Origin of the sequence: Achromobacter sp. AONIH1, from assembly GCF_002902905.1 — a bacterium.
In the GTDB taxonomy this organism is placed as follows: Bacteria; Pseudomonadota; Gammaproteobacteria; order Burkholderiales; family Burkholderiaceae_B; genus Achromobacter.
Window position 1 is genome coordinate 4,951,963 of sequence record NZ_CP026124.1, and the last position, 16,769, is coordinate 4,968,731.

13 protein-coding genes and 2 pseudogenes are annotated in these 16,769 nt (G+C 63.8%); 5 read left to right on the plus strand and 10 right to left on the minus strand.

Features of this window, described 5'->3' with window-relative positions; translation table 11 throughout:
* Nucleotides 1-3: 3 nt before the first annotated feature.
* The 3 genes and pseudogenes from C2U31_RS22765 to C2U31_RS31275 all read right to left on the minus strand — a co-directional run bounded on the left by C2U31_RS22765 (nt 4) and on the right by C2U31_RS31275 (nt 2,257).
* On the minus strand, nt 4-441 hold the full coding sequence (locus C2U31_RS22765; protein ID WP_103274866.1) for a lipocalin-like domain-containing protein: 438 nt from the start codon (nt 439-441) through the stop codon (nt 4-6).
* A 34-nt stretch (nt 442-475) separates the two neighbouring features.
* Entirely contained in the window at nt 476-1,243 is a 768-nt protein-coding gene (locus tag C2U31_RS22770) for a cyclase family protein (protein WP_103274867.1), read from the minus strand.
* A gap of 46 nt (nt 1,244-1,289) precedes the next feature.
* A pseudogene (locus C2U31_RS31275) lies at nt 1,290-2,257 on the minus strand (Bug family tripartite tricarboxylate transporter substrate binding protein).
* A 330-nt stretch (nt 2,258-2,587) separates the two neighbouring features.
* On the opposite strand from C2U31_RS31275, the gene C2U31_RS22780 reads away from it, so the two are divergent.
* Entirely contained in the window at nt 2,588-3,358 is a 771-nt protein-coding gene (locus C2U31_RS22780; protein WP_103274869.1) for a TetR/AcrR family transcriptional regulator, read from the plus strand.
* Nucleotides 3,359-4,249: 891 nt separating this feature from the next.
* Here C2U31_RS22780 and C2U31_RS22790 read toward each other — a convergent pair.
* The 4 genes and pseudogenes from C2U31_RS22790 to guaB all read right to left on the minus strand — a co-directional run bounded on the left by C2U31_RS22790 (nt 4,250) and on the right by guaB (nt 9,830).
* Nucleotides 4,250-5,370, minus strand: a protein-coding gene (locus C2U31_RS22790; protein ID WP_103274870.1) for an IS3 family transposase whose coding sequence is annotated in 2 segments (ribosomal slippage) — nt 4,250-5,112 and nt 5,112-5,370 — 1,122 coding nt in all. Because the reading frame shifts where the segments join, the coding sequence is not laid out codon by codon here.
* An 86-nt stretch (nt 5,371-5,456) separates the two neighbouring features.
* Nucleotides 5,457-6,347, minus strand: a pseudogene (locus C2U31_RS22800) (tyrosine-type recombinase/integrase); the annotation flags it as partial.
* Between the two features lie 327 nt (nt 6,348-6,674).
* The gene (guaA, locus tag C2U31_RS22805) at nt 6,675-8,267 is read right to left on the minus strand and encodes a glutamine-hydrolyzing GMP synthase (RefSeq protein ID WP_103274871.1); all 1,593 of its coding nucleotides are present in this window, start codon (nt 8,265-8,267) and stop codon (nt 6,675-6,677) included.
* Between the two features lie 102 nt (nt 8,268-8,369).
* Entirely contained in the window at nt 8,370-9,830 is a 1,461-nt protein-coding gene (gene guaB / locus C2U31_RS22810; RefSeq protein WP_103274872.1) for an IMP dehydrogenase, read from the minus strand.
* Between the two features lie 339 nt (nt 9,831-10,169).
* Between guaB and C2U31_RS22815 the strand changes: the two genes are divergently transcribed.
* The 3 genes from C2U31_RS22815 (at nt 10,170) to C2U31_RS22825 (ending at nt 11,724) form a co-directional block, all read left to right on the plus strand.
* On the plus strand, nt 10,170-10,784 hold the full coding sequence (locus tag C2U31_RS22815; RefSeq protein ID WP_103274873.1) for a DUF2239 family protein: 615 nt from the start codon (nt 10,170-10,172) through the stop codon (nt 10,782-10,784).
* A 61-nt stretch (nt 10,785-10,845) separates the two neighbouring features.
* A complete protein-coding gene (locus C2U31_RS22820) occupies nt 10,846-11,232 on the plus strand; it encodes a DCC1-like thiol-disulfide oxidoreductase family protein (RefSeq protein WP_103274874.1) in 387 nt (128 codons plus the stop codon).
* A gap of 75 nt (nt 11,233-11,307) precedes the next feature.
* The gene (locus C2U31_RS22825) at nt 11,308-11,724 is read left to right on the plus strand and encodes a GNAT family N-acetyltransferase (RefSeq protein WP_103274875.1); all 417 of its coding nucleotides are present in this window, start codon (nt 11,308-11,310) and stop codon (nt 11,722-11,724) included.
* Between the two features lie 31 nt (nt 11,725-11,755).
* On the opposite strand, the gene ligD is transcribed toward C2U31_RS22825, so the two are convergent.
* Both ligD and C2U31_RS22835 read right to left on the minus strand, forming a co-directional pair.
* Nucleotides 11,756-12,685: a non-homologous end-joining DNA ligase gene (ligD, locus tag C2U31_RS22830; protein ID WP_199771079.1), complete on the minus strand. Its 930-nt coding sequence runs from the start codon at nt 12,683-12,685 to the stop codon at nt 11,756-11,758.
* Nucleotides 12,686-12,782: 97 nt separating this feature from the next.
* Nucleotides 12,783-14,360: an EAL domain-containing protein gene (locus C2U31_RS22835; RefSeq protein WP_158658439.1), complete on the minus strand. Its 1,578-nt coding sequence runs from the start codon at nt 14,358-14,360 to the stop codon at nt 12,783-12,785.
* 192 nt (nt 14,361-14,552) lie between these two features.
* Here C2U31_RS22835 and C2U31_RS22840 point away from each other — a divergent pair, with 192 nt between their 5' ends.
* Nucleotides 14,553-16,184 (plus strand): sensor domain-containing diguanylate cyclase, encoded by a 1,632-nt coding sequence (locus C2U31_RS22840; RefSeq protein WP_158658440.1) that lies wholly within the window; start codon nt 14,553-14,555, stop codon nt 16,182-16,184.
* Nucleotides 16,185-16,226: 42 nt separating this feature from the next.
* Here C2U31_RS22840 and C2U31_RS22845 read toward each other — a convergent pair whose 3' ends face one another.
* Entirely contained in the window at nt 16,227-16,595 is a 369-nt protein-coding gene (locus C2U31_RS22845) for a hypothetical protein (protein ID WP_158658441.1), read from the minus strand.
* Between the last annotated feature and the right edge of the window lie 174 nt (nt 16,596-16,769).

Sequence of the window (16,769 nt, forward strand, 5' to 3'; positions counted from 1 at the left end):
AACTCAGGACTCGACAGGCTGGCGGCGCCACACCAGCTTGATGACGGTTTCGACACCGTCTTGCATTTGCGGTGCGGTCGTCAAGACCGCGTCGCCCTGCTCGAAGCTCAGTGCGCGGCGAAGCGCCGTCCCCACCCAGTTCGGATAGGTGGAGACGTCGACCCAATGCGAGATCCAACCGGCTTCCAGCGTGAAGCGTCCGGCATAGGCAATGGAGGACTTATAGGCCTGTGCACGCTGCGCTTCCGGCGCGGCCTGCCGGTCGCCGTCAAGCCGCTCTCGACCGTCGTGAGTGATGAGCGCCATCATGCGCCCGTCGTCGCCGTAGTGGATGACGCCCGACGGCCGTGCGCCGTAGACGTCGTACAGGCGCTCCCCCCGGGGGCCGACGGCATACGCCTCTCCCAGGAACCAGGTTCCAGTCAGGTCATTCGCATTCATGCGGGTACTCCAAGTTTGAGGGTTCGTAGGTTGGTCAGGGCAAGACAGCCACTGCGCGGACCCACCCCGCCGAAGCGGCACGGATCTTCACGGGGAAGCAGATCACCTGAAAGCCCGTGGAGGGCAACAGGTGCAAGTTGCTCACCTTCTCCATCTGGAAGTAGCCGATCTCCCGACCCGCCTTGTGGCCTTCCCAGATCAGCGACGCATCTTGGGTTTCGCGGAAGCGCCGGGCGGTGTGGCTGAACGGGGCATCCCAGGACCAGGCATCGGTACCTACGACCCGGACGCCACGTTCGGTCAGGTACAGCGTCGCTTCGCGTCCCATGCCGCAGCCGCTGTCCAAGTAATCATCTTGGCCGTAGCGCGCCGCGGCGCCCGTGTTCACCAGCACGACGTCCAGGGGTTGCAAGTCATGGTTGATGCGCGTCAGTTCATCCTCGACCTCCCTGGCACGTACCACATGGCCGTCCGGCAGGTGCCGGAAGTCCAGCTTGACGCCGGGCCTGTAGCACCAGTCCAACGGCACTTCGTCGATGGTCGCGGCGCGCTCGCCGCGATTCATCGTCGATGCGTAGTGCCACGGCGCGTCCATGTGCGTCCCGTTGTGCGTCGACAGGTCCAGACGCTCGACTGCCCACGCCTCGCCGTCGGGGAGGTCTTCGGGGCGCAATCCAGCAAAAGGCTTGGCCAGAGCCTCGAAGGTCTCCTGGTGGTTCTGATACCGGATCTTTGGGCCATTCCCCGGCCGGTCCACTGGCAGGTCGTTCTCGATGGCGACGGACAGATCGATAAGTCTCATTGAGGCAGGTCCTTGGAGAAATGAGGTCGAGAGTTCGTGAACGGCGCTACTGTCTGGTCAGACCGATGGAGCGCACCAGTTCCGGCCAGGCACGGTTTTCCTTCGCCAGGAATTCCGATGCCTCTGCGACCGAACCTCCGGCGGCCTCGCTTCCGTTGTCTTGAAGTGTCCGGATCACGTCGGGCTGCTTGAGGATGGCGTTGATTTCTGTATTAAGGCGAGTCACGACTTCCTCCGGTGTGCCAGCGGGTGCCACCAGCATGAACCACAAAGAGAAGTCAACGCCAGCCAGCCCCTGCTCCTCGAAGGTGGGCACATCCGGCAGCGCCTGCGCCCGCTGGCGAGTCGACACGGCCAGGGCTTTGACCTTGCCGGACTGAACGAAAGCCCGGACAGTGCCCACGTTGTCACACAGCGCTTGCACGCTCCCCCCAGCAAGTCGGTGACAGCGGGCGCCGCGCCCTTGTAGGGGATGTGGTTCACCCTGATGCCGGCAGAGCGCGCGAACAGCTCGGCGCAGATGTGTTGAGGTGACCCTTCTCCGGCATTTGCGATATTGAGTTCGCCGGGTTTGCTCTTTGCGCCTGCGACGATCTCCTTGAGCCCGTCTTTCGATACGCCGGGGACAACCAGCACCAGGGCCGCCGACGAAACCTTCACGATGGGAGCGAAAGCGCGGGCGGGCTCATACGGCATCTTCTGGAAGAGGCTCGGATTGACGGCCAACGGCCCAAGTCCTGCCAAAAGGAGCGTGTAGCCATCGGCCGGGGATTTAGCCACGGCGTCCGATCCAATGATGCCGTTGGCCCCCGCCTTGTTCTCGACGACGACGGGCTGAGTCAGACGGGCGCCGAGTTTCGCGGCCAACAGCCGAGCGACATTGTCTGTTCCCCCGCCAGGCGCATAGGGCACCACCAGGCGAATGGGCCGCTCTGGATACTGGGCTATTGCGGGCAAAGCCGCCAAGGACAGGGTCAAGCCAAGCACGGCGAACCGTAGCGCGAACCTCAGCATGTTTGTCTCCTCAACAAGCAGGTATGGGTTGCGCTAATTTTTAGTTATTCGAATGACTAAGTCGATATGGTAAAAACCCCTAGAAGGCATAGGCGGTGGGCGTTGGCGACATGGCAGCCAAATCGCCAATGTGAAGGCAATGTGCTGCGATGGTCCGTTGAACTGCCTCTAGTCACAGTTGGAGACCACTAGACGAACGCGGGGTGGTATTTCATCATTAGTCTTTCGAATAACTAATCGTGTGGCGAGCCCACCCGATCAGGCAGGAGACAAACCCATCACTGCCGACACGCGCATACCCCCTTCTGTGAGAGGCACAACAGCCAAGCTATGAGTCCGAAGATCGATCCAGACCACATGACAACTGCGGCCGAGCAACCTCAACGCCGACGGCGCAAGAGCGACGCGCGCGAAAGCATCCTGAACGCGGCCGAACGCCTTTTCGGCGAACTTGGCTTCACGGGCTGTTCGTTGCGCAACGTAGCCGACAGTGCCGGGGTCAACCAAGGCATGATCCATTACTTCTTTCGAAGCAAAGAAGCCTTGTTCCAGGAGACGTACCTGCGCTGCGGCTCACCACTGGTCGAAGAACGCATGCGACTGCTCGACACGGAAGAAGCCGCGGCGAAGGGGGCGCCAATCCCGGTAGAGCGCCTCATCGAGATTTTTTTGGCACCCGCATTCCGGTTGGCAACGAGTGGTGATAGCGGACGTGCGTTTCTGCGCATGCAGGCTCATCTGCAACTCGACGGCACGCGCTTTGGCCACGAACTGCGCCAGCGCCTCTACGATGAATCGTCAATGCGCTTCGTCGCGGCGTTCGCGCGCAGCCTCACCGACCTGTCCCGCGAAGACGTGTCCTGGCGCTTCATGTTCATGCTCGGCGCCTACCAATATGCTCTTGCAGACACAGGTCGCATCGAGGTGATTTCCGACGGGCTCTGCTCCGCCAGCGACTTTGCCTGCTCTCTGAGGCAAATCGTGCCCTTTCTTAGCGCTGCCATGCGCTCACCCCCAATCATTGCCGGCGCATCCAAGGATCAGCTGGATTTTTGCAAGGCGTCTACAGCAACGGCAGGCAGGGTCTCGAATCAAGAGTGAATCTTTTCCAACTTCAGCCTGCTGAAGTCCTTTTCCGAGTGTCGGTCATAGACCGACCTTTGCATCGCCTTGGTCGAGTCGGCCAACTTGGCTTCCTCGACATACCTGTTCGCCCACGCCCCAAAGGTCAGCTCCGCGGCAGCCTTCAGGCGCATCTCCGCCTTGCCGCGCGAAGGGCTGTCGCCGCGCTCAACGCTGCGCGCCCCCAGGCCCGAGTCGTATTGCCTATCACCAAGGTTTCTCGACGCGTCCCGATTCGGTAGTCGTACCGGAAGCTGATGACCCCGGTACGCGTCACGGCTGCGTAGAAGCCGCTGATCGGTGATCTTGTAGATCTTTTCCCGTGGGCTTGAGCGCCTTCAATTTCAAGTCGGTAAGCATCACATCCCTCAACGAAACCAGAGACCTTGGTACCGTCAAGTCATTTGACGGTACCAATCCTGGTCGTTCAAGGTCCGGCTTTGTGATGCCACCAACAATACCGTCGGTTCCGACGGGCTTTGCTGAGGCGGCTTGAGATGCCGTGGAACGCTAACTGCCTGTCAGGGCTGGATTTTCATGCGTATTCCGGACGGCATGAAACGACCTGACATGACGTTAATTTATTCCCACTCGATCATCAACAGGCCGCCTAAACCCGTGTGGTTAAGGGGTTTGGCTGTGATTAACATAGGGCTCTACCGCCGCTTTTACCGTCAGTAAGTTACGCCCTTTGGGGCAAGATTCGGGCGATTTGCGAAGCGCTGATCTATTATCAATCAACTTCAATGATACCGAATAGGCGACCGGACTTCAGGCTATACCCCACTGTACTGTCCAGGAAATTACCGGTAACAGCGGGGGCCTAGGTTGTCAGCTCGTTGGAAGGCCGTTACGGACCTGCCCCCAGACTTAGTACGGCACCGACATAGAGTCCAGAGTTAAAAACCGTTGTTGCCGGTGCGCCTGAGCAAACTGCTCCGGCGTTAAGTATCCCAGCGCGCTATGCGGGCGTTCGGTGTTGTACTCGACGCGCCAGTCTTCGATCAAGGATTTGGCTTGGCGCAGCGACATGAACCAATGCTCATTCAGGCATTCATCGCGGAATTTTCCGTTGAAGCTCTCGATGTATGCATTCTCCACGGGCTTGCCTGGTCTGATGAACGACAGCTTCACGCCGACCTGATAGGCCCAAGCATCCAAGGCTCTGCCAGCAAACTCCGGGCCGTTGTCCACGGTGATGGATTTGGGCAACCCACGCAGTTCCGCAAGCCGTTGCAGCACCTGCGCCACCCGCAATCCCGGCAGTGATGTATCGACCTCGATGGCAAGACACTCGCGCGTGTAGTCATCGACGATGTTCAAGCACCGGAACCTGCGGCCATAGGCCAGACCGTCGGACACGAAGTCCATCGACCAGCTCTGATTCGGCGCCGTCGCAACGGGACGAACTACCCGTTCTGCGGGAGCGATGCGCTTGCGGCGACGCTTACGAACGCTCAAGCCGGCTTGGCTGTAAAGCCGCCAGACCCGCTTGTGATTCGTCTGCCAGCCTTCACGGCGAAGCAGAATATGGATGCGCCGATAGCCGTAGCGTCGCTTGAGCGCTGCCATCTCCTTCATGCGCTCGGTCAATGCCACGTCGCCCGTACGCTTACTTTCATAAGCGAACAGCGACCGGGAAATGCCTACCAGCCCGCAGGCCCGGGTGATACCCATGCCGCGCTCGGTCATCAACGTTCTGACCGCTTCGCGTTTGGCCTGCGGGCTTGTTACTTTCGGCTCAAAAGGTCCTGAAGCGCAGCCTTGTCCAGCATCGATTCAGCCAACAGCTTCTTGAGCTTGTTGTTCTCTTGCTCCAGCTCCTTCAGTCGCTGGGCGTCCGAAACGGTCATACCGCCGAACTTCGCCTTCCAGTTGTAGTAAGTGGCCTCCGAGATCCCGTGCTTGCGGCACAGTTCGGCAACCTTGGCCCCTGCCTCGGCCTCCTTCAGCACCCCGATGATCTGTTCTTCCGTAAATCGTTTCTTCATTGCCGTTCCTTTGTGAACGGACTCTACATCGATTTCGTACTAACCACAGGGAGCAGGTCAATGCAACTGTCAGCGTTGTAGCGTTACGGCAGGACAAATTTGGAACCGGCCGCACAGGTATGCAACGCCACGAAAATGTCGAGCGCCTGGCGTGAGAGATAAACTACGTGCGGCCTCCGTCCCTTCATCCGTTGCTTTGGAATCGTCCAGGTAGCCTTCTCAAAATCGACCTCGTCCCAAGTCGCCTCGATCAGTTCACTCTTTCGCACCAACGTCAGCAAGATCATGCGCAACGCTAGCCGGATCGTCGGATAGGTGGCCACACACTCCAATTGCTTGGACATTAGGTGAATTTCCTGCGGAGACAAGGCACGATCCTTCGGCACGAAAGTCGCAATGGAAGCCGCATCTACGCTATCAGCAGGGTTTGCCACCTTCTCCCCATGCAGATTCGCATAACCATATATCTGCTTCACGAGGTCCCGAATTTGAACGGCGGTGGCTGGTGCGCCTCGCGCTTTCACGCGCAAACATAGAGCGCGTAGATCCTCCCCATGGATTTCGCCAAGAAGGCGTTTGTTGAACGCCGGCAAGATGTCGCGATCCAGTACGCTCTTTCGCATCGAACGGGTCGACTCGGCCATCGTGGCCCCATAAAGCCAACGGGTGGCATGATCGCTGAAGGTCTCGGTCTCCGGCCCACGTCCCTTCTCTCGTTGCTTCTGTAGCGCTGGCGAAGTGCCCTCGCCCAGCAGCCTCCTGGCGCGCCGCAGTTTTTCTCGGGCTTCGGCTAGTGAAATTCCTCCGAAGCCGTAACGGCCTATGGTCAACGTCTCTCGTCGGTCATTGATCCGGTAGTCGTATCGGAAGGTAATGGTGCCTTTCGGCGAAACGATGGCGTACATGCCATCGCGATCGGCGACCTTGTAGAGGATCGCGCGGGGTTTCAAGTTCCGCAGGGAAAAGTCTGTAAGCACGGGAATAGTCTCCTGATTGAAACGGCCGATTGCCGTCACCTATCACGAGACCTACATGCCCTTGCGGGCCCGCATAAATCCTGATGTCTAAGAGGAAGAACTACCGTCGCTGACGGTAGTTCTTTCGTGGCTACGCCAACCCCAGTCCAAAGAGCTTGCGCACCCCGTCAAATTTACCGTCAGCTTCGCTGCCTGGAAGCCCTTAAAGGTAAATTACTCACACGAAATAGTCTTTAAAATCAACAATCTAGAAGAATCACATTCTTGTTGATGATCTTTTGAGAGACCTCCTAGACTGTTGATTTATAAGGGAAAAACTGCTTCCCCTCACTCCCACTCAATCGTCGCAGGCGGCTTGCTCGACACGTCATACACCACCCGGTTAATCCCGCGGACCTCATTAATAATCCGCGAAGAAACCCGAGCCAGCAGCGGATGCGGCAGCGGCGCCCAGTCGGCCGTCATGAAGTCAAACGTCTGCACCGCGCGCAGCGCGACGACATACTCATACGTCCGCCCATCGCCCATCACCCCTACCGACTTCACCGGCAGGAACACGGCAAACGCCTGCGAGGTCAGCTCGTACCAGGTCAGGCCGCTGGCCTCGTCCTTGGTGTTGCGCAGCTCTTCGATGAAGATCGCATCGGCGCGACGCAGCAGTTCGGCGTACTCGTGCTTGACCTCGCCCAGGATCCGCACGCCCAGGCCAGGACCCGGGAACGGATGACGGTAGACCATCTGCGGCGGCAGGCCCAGGGCCACGCCCAGTTCGCGGACTTCGTCCTTGAACAGTTCGCGCAGCGGCTCCAGCAGCTTCAGGTTCAGCGTGTCGGGCAGGCCGCCGACGTTGTGGTGCGACTTGATCGAAGTGGCCTTGCCGGTCTTGGCGCCGGCCGATTCGATGACGTCGGGGTAGATGGTGCCCTGGGCCAGCCACTTGGCGCTTTTCTGCTTGCCGGCCTGGTCCTGGAACACTTCCACGAATTCGCGGCCGATGATCTTGCGCTTGGCTTCGGGATCGGCCACGCCGGACAGCTTGCCCATGAACTGGGCGGTCGCGTCGATGTGGATGATCTTGACGCCCATGTTCTCGGCGAAGGTCTGCATGACCTGCTTGCCTTCGTCCAGGCGCAGCAGGCCGTGATCGACGAAGACGCAGGTGAGCTTGTCGCCGATGGCCTTGTGGATCAGGGCCGCGGCCACCGACGAGTCCACGCCGCCGGACAGGCCCAGGATGACTTCGTCGTCGCCGACCTGCTCGCGGATGCGGGCCACGGCTTCGGCGACGTAGTCGGGCATGTTCCAGTCGCCCTGGCAGCCGCAGATCTCGTTGACGAAGCGCGACAGCATGGCCTTGCCCTGCACGGTGTGCGTGACTTCGGGGTGGAACTGCACGGCGTAGAACTTGCGGTCTTCGTCGGCCATGCCGGCGATCGGGCAGGACGGCGTGGACGCCATCAGCTTGAAGCCCGGCGGCAGCGCGGTGACCTTGTCGCCGTGGCTCATCCAGACCTTGAGCATGCCGTGGCCTTCGTCCGTCGTGAAGTCGGCCAGGCCGTCGAGCAGCTTGGTATGGCCGTGCGCGCGGACTTCGGCGTAGCCGAATTCACGGTGGTCGGAGAAGCTGACGACGCCGCCCAGCTGCTGCGCCATGGACTGCATGCCGTAGCAGATGCCCAGCACCGGCACGCCCAGCTCGAACACGGCGTGCGGCACGCGCATGGAGCCTTCTTCGTAGGCCGAGGCGTGGCTGCCGGACAGGATGATGCCCTTCAGGCCCTGGGCCAGTTGTTCGCGCACGAAGGCGTCGTCGACGTCGCCCGGGTGGACTTCGGAATAGACGCCGGCTTCGCGGACGCGACGGGCGATCAGTTGGGTGACTTGCGAACCGTAGTCCAGGATGAGGATGCGCTGGTGCATGAGACTCTACCTATTGGAAATAAAACCGCACCGGCAGAACCGCTGACTGATTTTGCGATTCTGCCGGTGCGCGATGCCTGACATTGTAGTTGACTGTGCGGATCAGTCGGCGCGGTAGTTGGGCGCTTCCTTGGTGATCTGCACGTCGTGCACGTGCGACTCGCGCACGCCCGCGGAGGTGATCTCCACGAATTCGGTCTTGGTGCGCATGTCGTCGATGGTGGCGCAGCCGCAGTAGCCCATCGAGGCGCGGATGCCGCCAACCAGCTGGTAAATGATGGCCAGCACGCTGCCCTTGTAGGGGACGCGGCCTTCGATGCCTTCGGGGACCAGCTTGTCGGCGTTGTTGGCCGGGTCCTGGAAGTATCGGTCGGCCGAGCCTTCCGTCATGGCGCCCAGGCTGCCCATGCCGCGGTACGACTTGTACGAACGGCCCTGGAACAGCACGACTTCGCCGGGGGACTCTTCCGTGCCGGCGAACATGCCGCCCATCATGCAGGCGGAAGCGCCGGCGGCGATGGCCTTGGCCACGTCGCCCGAGTAGCGGATGCCGCCGTCGGCGATGAGCGGCACGCCCGTGCCTTCCAGCGCCTTGGCCACGTCGGAGATCGCGGTGATCTGCGGCACGCCCACGCCCGCGACGATGCGGGTGGTGCAGATGGAGCCGGGGCCGATGCCGACCTTGACGCCGTCGGCGCCGTACTCGACCAGCGCGCGCGCGGCGGCGGCGGTGGCGATGTTGCCGCCGATGACTTCAACCTTGGGGAAATTCTGCTTGACCCAGCGCACGCCTTCCAGCACGCCACGGGAGTGGCCGTGCGCGGTGTCGACGATCAGCACGTCGACGCCCGCGGCGACCAGCTTCTCGACGCGCTCTTCGGTGCCGGCGCCCACGCCCACCGCCGCGCCCACGCGCAGCTGGCCCAGGGCGTCCTTGTTGGCGACCGGATGCTCGGTGTTCTTGACGATGTCCTTGACCGTGGCCAGGCCGCGCAGCTCGAAGCCGTCGTTGACGATCAGCACGCGCTCCAGGCGATGCTTGTGCATCAGGGCCTGGGCTTCGTCCAGCGTCGCGCCTTCCTTCATCGTGACCAGGCGATCCTGCGGGGTCATGATGTTGCGCAGCGGCTGGTCGAGGTTCTCTTCGAAGCGCAGGTCGCGGTTGGTGACGATACCGACCAGCTTGCCGCCTTCGACCACCGGCAGGCCGGAGATGCCGTGCTGGCGCTGCAGCGCGATGGCGTCGCGCACCTTCATCAGGGGAGTGACCGTGACCGGATCGATCACGATGCCGAACTCGTGACGCTTGACGCGGGCCACTTCACGGGCCTGGGCGTCGGCGGACAGGTTCTTGTGGATGATCCCGATGCCACCCTCTTGCGCCATGGCGATGGCCAGGCGCGACTCCGTCACGGTGTCCATGGCGGCGGACACAAGCGGGATGTTCAGGGTGATGTTGCGAGACAGGCGCGTGGCCAGGGAAGTGTCGCGAGGCAGGACCTCGGAATACGCAGGCACCAGCAACACATCGTCGAAGGTGAGCGCTTTTTGTACGAGACGCATGGGTAACTCCGGGCGCAAAGCAAGATTATACGCCGAGCAGGCTTTTTTTCTAGGTGTTGACCCTAGGAAAATTTTGGGGAACTTTGTGAATCAAGCACTTAGCGACTGCAAGAAGCGGCTGGGCATGCGCTGCCCGGCTCTCCGCTCTGGCACATGCTTGCCGGCATCCCCGTCTGACGATGCGGACTTGGAGCAGTCTTCGGCCCGCATCATCGTCTTGACGACGACGCACGCCAACGCGTTCATCTCATATTTTATCCGGGCAATATTGACAGCTGGTTTTACCCGGAACATAATCAGACAAGCTCCAGATCCATATCCATCCCTGACGCACCGCTCATGGCCCAGCTCACTGATACCCATACCGCCTTCGCCGGCCACCACATCCTCGCCTCCGGCTCCCTGGCCGACGTAGCGCTCGCCGTCAAGCACGCCCCGCCCTCTTCGCCGTCCGCCCCCGTGCTGATCTTCAATGACAGGACCGGCCACCAGGTCGACCTGAACCTGAGCGGCACCGACGAGGAAGTCGTCGCGCGCCACGCGCCGCCGCCCCCAGTTGTCGCCGATACCCCAGAGTCGGACGACGCCACACCCGAAGCCCCGCGCGGCCGCGGCCGCCCCAAGCTGGGCGTGGTGCCGCGCGAAGTGACGCTGCTGCCGCGCCACTGGGACTGGCTGGCCGAGCAGCCCGGCGGCGCGTCGGTGGCGCTGCGCAAGCTGGTCGAACAGGCGCGCCGCGACAATGAAGTCCGCGACCGCAAGCGCGAACGGCAGGAAGCCGCCTATCTCTTCATGTGCAGCCTGGCCGGCAACCTGCCCGGATTCGAGGAGGCCACGCGCGCGCTGTATGCCGACGATCGCAAGCGCTACGAGGAACAGGTCGCGTCCTGGCCCGAGGATGTGCGCAACTATGCCTTGCGGCTGGCGTGGGAAACGGACGGCGGCGAGGCTTGAGGCGCGGGTGCGCCAGCGCCTGCTACGCTATGCTCATCGCCCCCTCCCCACGAGACGCTCCATGTCCGATCCTGCCGCCTGCAACCTGCTGCTCTATGACGGCGACTGCCCCTTCTGCTCGAACTATGTGCAGCTGATGCAGCTGCGCAAGACCATCGGCCCGCTGGACGTGCTGAACATGCGCGAGCATCCCGACCTGGCGGCGCATTTCCGCGCGCGGGGCTATGACCTGAACGAAGGCATGCTGCTGCAATGGGACGGCAAGATCTACTGGGGCGCCGACTGCGTCAACCGGCTGGCCCTGCTCAGCACCGGTAGCGACCTGTTCAACCAGATCAACGCCGCCATCTTCCGCAAGCCCTGCCTGTCCAAGGCGCTGTATCCCTTCATGCGCGCCGGCCGCAACCTGGGGCTGACGCTGATGGGCAAGGGCAAGATGCAGTATTGATTCCCGCCTGGCGCGCCAGATTCCCACTCGATGCGCGCCAGCCTTTCACTCCTCCCACTCAACCCACCCTCCAATATGATTTCCGTCAGAAGACTGCTGCCCGCTGAATGGGCCCTGGCTTTTCCGCTCATCGCGCAACTGCGCAACCTGGACGAGGCGGAATTCCTGCGCCGCGCCCGCCGTCAGGCGCATGGCGGCTACGAGCTGGTCGGCGCCTACCTGAACGACACGCTGGTCGGCGTCATGGGCATGCGACCGGTGCACACCCTGGCCCGTGGCCCGCACCTGCACGTGGACGATCTGGTGGTGGACGCGGCCGTGCGAGGCAGCGGCGCGGGACATGCGCTGATGGCCTACGCCGAAGCGGACGCGCGCGCCCGCGAAATGAGCGCGGTGTTCCTGGACGCACGGCCCGACGCCATTCCTTTCTATGAAAAGGAAAACTACGTGCGGCATCCTGCGCCTTCGATGAAGAAGTCGCTGACGCCCTGACGCGGCCCTGCCTGGCGACAGCCGCGCGCCTTCACGACGGACGCGAACCAAGCGCCGCCATGGCCTTGCCCAAGGCCTGCGGCGCATACCCATCCCAGGGACGATTGCCGATATCCAATCGCTCCCGCGCGTCCGCGATGGTCCAGTGCGCGCCGCCGCGCACCTGCTCCAGTTCGTCCCAGCTGATCGGCACCGAGATCGGCAGGCCCGGCCGCGCCCGCGCCGACCAGGGCGCCACGGTCGTCGCGCCAAAGCCGTTGCGCAGGTAGTCCGCGTAGATCCTGCCCACCCGGTTGCGCGGACCGCTCTTGGCCACGAACAACTGCGGCCAGGCCTGCGCCAGATGCCGCACCAGGGCCGCTGAAAAATCCTTCGTGGTTTCCCAGCCATGCTGCCTGCGCAGCGGCACCAGCACATGCAGGCCCTTGCCGCCGCTGGTCTTGAGCCACGCGTCCAGCCCGATCTCGCTCAACAACGCGCGCAGCACCCGGGCCGCCTGCCTGACGTTCTCCCAGGGCACGCCCTCGCCCGGGTCCAGGTCGAACACGATGCGGTCCGGCTTGTCGATGGCCGTCTTCACGGCGTTCCAGGTGTGGAATTCGATGGCATTCATCTGGACCGCCGCCAGCACCGCCCTCGGCGTCGGCAGCTCCAGCAAGGGCGGATGCCCCGGATACAGGGACTCCGGCAACAGACGCGCACCGGGCATCGCGGCATCCATGTGGCGCTGGAAAAACAGGTCCCCCCCGATGCCCGACGGCGCGCGCACCAGCGAGACCGGCCGCCCCTTCAGATAGGGCCTCATCAACGGAGCAGCCTGCGTGTAGTAGCGCGCGAGATCGCCCTTGGTCAGGCCGCTCGCGGGATCGATGACGCGCTCCGCGTGCGTCAGCCGGCCCGGCCCGCCGGCATGGGGCTTGCCGTCTTCCCGTCGTGTTTGTCGCCCTCGCTCGCCCGGCATTCGGCCTCCCTTTCCATGGCGCGCGCTCGATCCAGGGCGGCGCCGAACCGCCGTCAGGAACATGAGCGCGGCAAACAGATAACACGTCGCCCCGCGCCTAGCTGGCGGGCACTTCCCGCGCGATGGGTTGCGGCGCGCGCGGCGGCGGCCGCAAGCCTTCGGGCAAGCGGCGCAGCAGCTCATCCAGCGGCACCGCGCGTCCGTACAGCCAGCCCTGCGCCTTGGCGACGCCATGCGTGGACACCGCCATCGCCTGCTCGATGGTTTCGACGCCCTCGGCGATGACGTCCAGGTCCAGCGACCGGGCCAGTTCGACGATCTGGATCGCCACCGTCCGGCGCGGCCCCTTGTCCGCGATGCCTTGCGTGAAGAGCTTGTCCAGCTTCAGGTAGTCCAGCGAAAAGGACGCCAGATAGGCCAGGCTCGAATAGCCGGTGCCGAAATCGTCGATCGCGATCCGCACGCCCAGCGCGCGCAATTCCTCGATGCGTTCCTTGGCGTTCTGCTCCAGCAGGCCACGCTCGGTCAGCTCGATGAACACCAGCTTCGGGTCGCGGCCCGTCACTTCCAGCAGGCGCTGGGTCAGGGCGCGCCCCTTGCCCGAGCACAGCTCGCTGGGCGCCAGGTTCAGCGACACATAGAAATCCGGCGCCTGCGCGGCGATGACCGGGATGTCCTGGCGGGCCAGGTCGAACACCATCGTGGCGACGTCCCCGGACAGGCCGAAGCGTTCGGCGGCGGGAATGAAGATGTCCGGGCCGATCGCCTCGGCGCCCAATGGCCGGCGCCAGCGCAACAAGGCCTCGGCGCCCACCCAGGCGCCGCTGCGCAGGTCCACGATGGGTTGGTAGGCCAGATAGAAATCCCGGTTTTGGATGGCGCGCTGCAACTGCGTGCGCAGATCCAGCGCGCGCCGCGACTGCCAGAAGATCACCGTGAACACCAGCAGCCCGGCCAGCGCGCCCGTGACGCCTACGATCCATCGGGTCAGCGCCATGTCGTGCAGATAGGCATGCTTGGGCAGGGTCGCCATGGCGAAGAAAGAGAACTTCGACGACGGCGTCAGCGCGACGACGGCGCCGGCGCGCTCCTCGGTCACGGGCACGCGATCTTCCAGGCCTTCCATCCAGGCGGGGTCGACGTTGCCGCTGCCCAGGAATTGCGCCGCCGTGCCCGGATACGCCAGCCCCAGCGTCATGTGCGGGGCCAGCAGCTCCGCCGCGCCCAGGAAGTCGCCGCGATTCAGGAAAATGGCATAGCCGCCATCGGCCAGCGCGCTGTAGTGCAGATTGGGCGCGGCCGGCAGCACCACGTCGCTCCAGACCTTGACGCCACGCACGGACACGAAATCGGGCTGGCCGATATCCACCTTGTCCATGCTATGGCCCAGCGAGGAACAGGCCACGCGCGATCCGTCCAGCACCGCGATGGCGCGCAGCAGCGGCGACTGCAGCACCAGCTTGCCCATCTCGGCACGGGCGAAGGACGCGCACGGCGGACTGTTGCCCATGTCGCCGAGCGTCCGGCTGACCTCCCACAGCTGGGTCAGCACGTCGTCGGCGCGCTTGAGCACGGCCTTGGACACGGTCTGGGCCTGATTCTTGGCCCGTTCAAACGCAAAATAGTCCAGCAGCGCGATCCCCATGAATGTGGGAACCACCGCAGCGACCAGCATTGCGCAAACCAAAACAAGTGTCGTCGCGAGCTTGCTCATTCGAACCGCCCCCCATCTCACGCCTTGTTGATGGTGATCAGAAGCACTGCGAATGTTGCAGGCGAAAATAATACCGCGCAGTAGCCCGGCATGGTGTTCAAAATCGCGTAAATGCTCGCAAACCGGTCGGAAAACTGGCGCTTTTGAAGAAAAATGACGAATCCTCACCGCAGCGCCGCCTCCGCCGGACGGCTTCCCTCCATCCGGCGCGCCTTGCTGCTGCTCGGCATCGCCTGTACGGCGCCGACGATTTTCGTGGCGGCGGGCGCCGCCTACGAAGACTTCCTGCTGCGCAAGGAACGGGTATACGAGGCCGCGCTGGCTTCCGCCCGCAGTCTGGCGGGCGAGCTGGAACGGGAGCTGCGCGGCGTGGAAACCGGCCTGCGCATCCTGGCCACCGAGGACGAACTCCAACGCGGCGCGCTGCCGGCCTTCCATCGGCGGCTGGGCGACGCGCTGCGCCTGCAGAACGTGGACGGCTACATGCTGCTGGACCCGCAGGGCGTGCCGCTAGCCGACAGCGGCATGCCCAATCCCGGGCCGGCGATCCGCAGCGCCCTGTCCGACGCGGCGCTGGCCAAGATGGGACGCGGCCGCGACATCGTCATGGCCGGCCTGTTCAGCACCGCCCTGCATAATGAGCCGATGCTGGCCATCGGCATACCCGTAGAGATCAGTGGCGAAGTGCGCTATGGCCTGTACGCGCAGGTCCGGCCGCAACGCATCGGCCAAGCGCTGCGCCGGCAGGCCATGCCGGATGGCTGGGTAGCGGCGGCGCTGGACGACGACGGGCTGATCGTGGGCCACACGCGCGAGGAAATGCGCTACGTCGGCCAGCACGCGGTGCCATCGCTGGCCGCCGCCGCCGCGCGCGAACGCGAAGGCACGCTGCGCAGCGAAACCAAGGAAGGCATCCCGGTGCTGACCGCCTTCAGCCGCAGCAGCGACGGACGCTGGACCGTGGCGGTCGGCGCGCCCCTGTCCGCCCTGACGGCGGACCTGTGGCGCTCGCTGATCTGGGGCGCCTGCGCCGGGCTGGCCATCATCGCCGCCGGCATCTGGGCGGCCTACCGCCTGGCGACCCGGATCGAGCATGCCGTGGCGGCGCTGGTCCCACCGGCGATCGCGCTGGGACGCGGCGAGGCCATCGACGTGCCCGAAAGCCGCTACAGCGAGACCGCCATGCTGGGCCGGTCCCTGCTGCACGCGTCCCGCATGCTGTCCCAGGCCCGCCGGCAGGCGTACCACGATCCGCTGACCTCGCTGAGCAATCGCCTGCTCTTTTGCGAACTGGCGGCCCGCGCGCTGGCCGCGGGCGAGCGCAGCGCCCGGCCCGCCGCGCTGCTGGCGCTGGACCTGGATCACTTCAAGGCGGTGAACGATACCCAGGGACACAGCTCGGGCGACCAGGTGCTGAAGATCGCGGCGGAACGCATGAGCGCCGCCTTGCGCGCCACCGACATCGTGGCGCGCTTCGGCGGCGACGAGTTCGTGGTGCTGCTCGATGGCGCGGACGCGGACACGGCGCGGGATGTGGCGCGCAAGCTCAACCAGGCGCTGGCCGAGCCCTATCCCGGCATCCTCGCATCCGTCACTGCCTCGATCGGCATCGCCTGCTTTCCGCAGGACGGCAGGCATCTGGAAGCGCTGCTCGCGCAGGCCGACGGCGCGCTGTACGCGGCCAAGGCGGCCGGGCGCAACCGCTACGAAATGGCCTCGTCCTCGAGCGCGACAAATCCGACACTAGGCGCCAGGGCGGTCCGGGAACCCGCCGCCCTGTCATAGGCCCGGAGCGCGGGTACCGGGCGCCAGCAGCGGACACCGGCGCTAGTTCAGACGCTCGAAGCGCCACTCGCCCATGAGCATGCCCGCAGTGCCGCTGATGCGATAGTCATAGTGCTTGCCTGGTTCGACCCGCAGCTCGTGATACTCGACGGGTTCGGACACGTTGAAGTACTGGATTCCGATCTTGCGCATGCCGGCAGGCACGCGCAACACCGCTACCCGGTTGGCATCGACATTGACCACATGTCTGCCATCCAGATAAATGAGCACATTGACGGCCGCCCCGGAAACGCCCGCGTCGCGCGCGATTCGGATCTCGCCCTTGTCCGGCGCGGACTGCAACAGCGACGGATCCAGAAAGGCCGACGCAGGCGCCCTGGGCCCGGTCTCGACATCGACTGGCACGGTCATGCAGCCCGCCAGCGAGGCGCAGATCAACAGGGCAGAGCAATATCTGATCATCAACTTCCACTCTCCTTACGGCAGTTCGCGCGGCAGGCGCATTGTGCCCGATCCCGAAGCGCGGCCCGCCTGCCACAGGCCGGATCAACGCCCCTGGCCGGCTAAAGAATGCACGTATTCGCA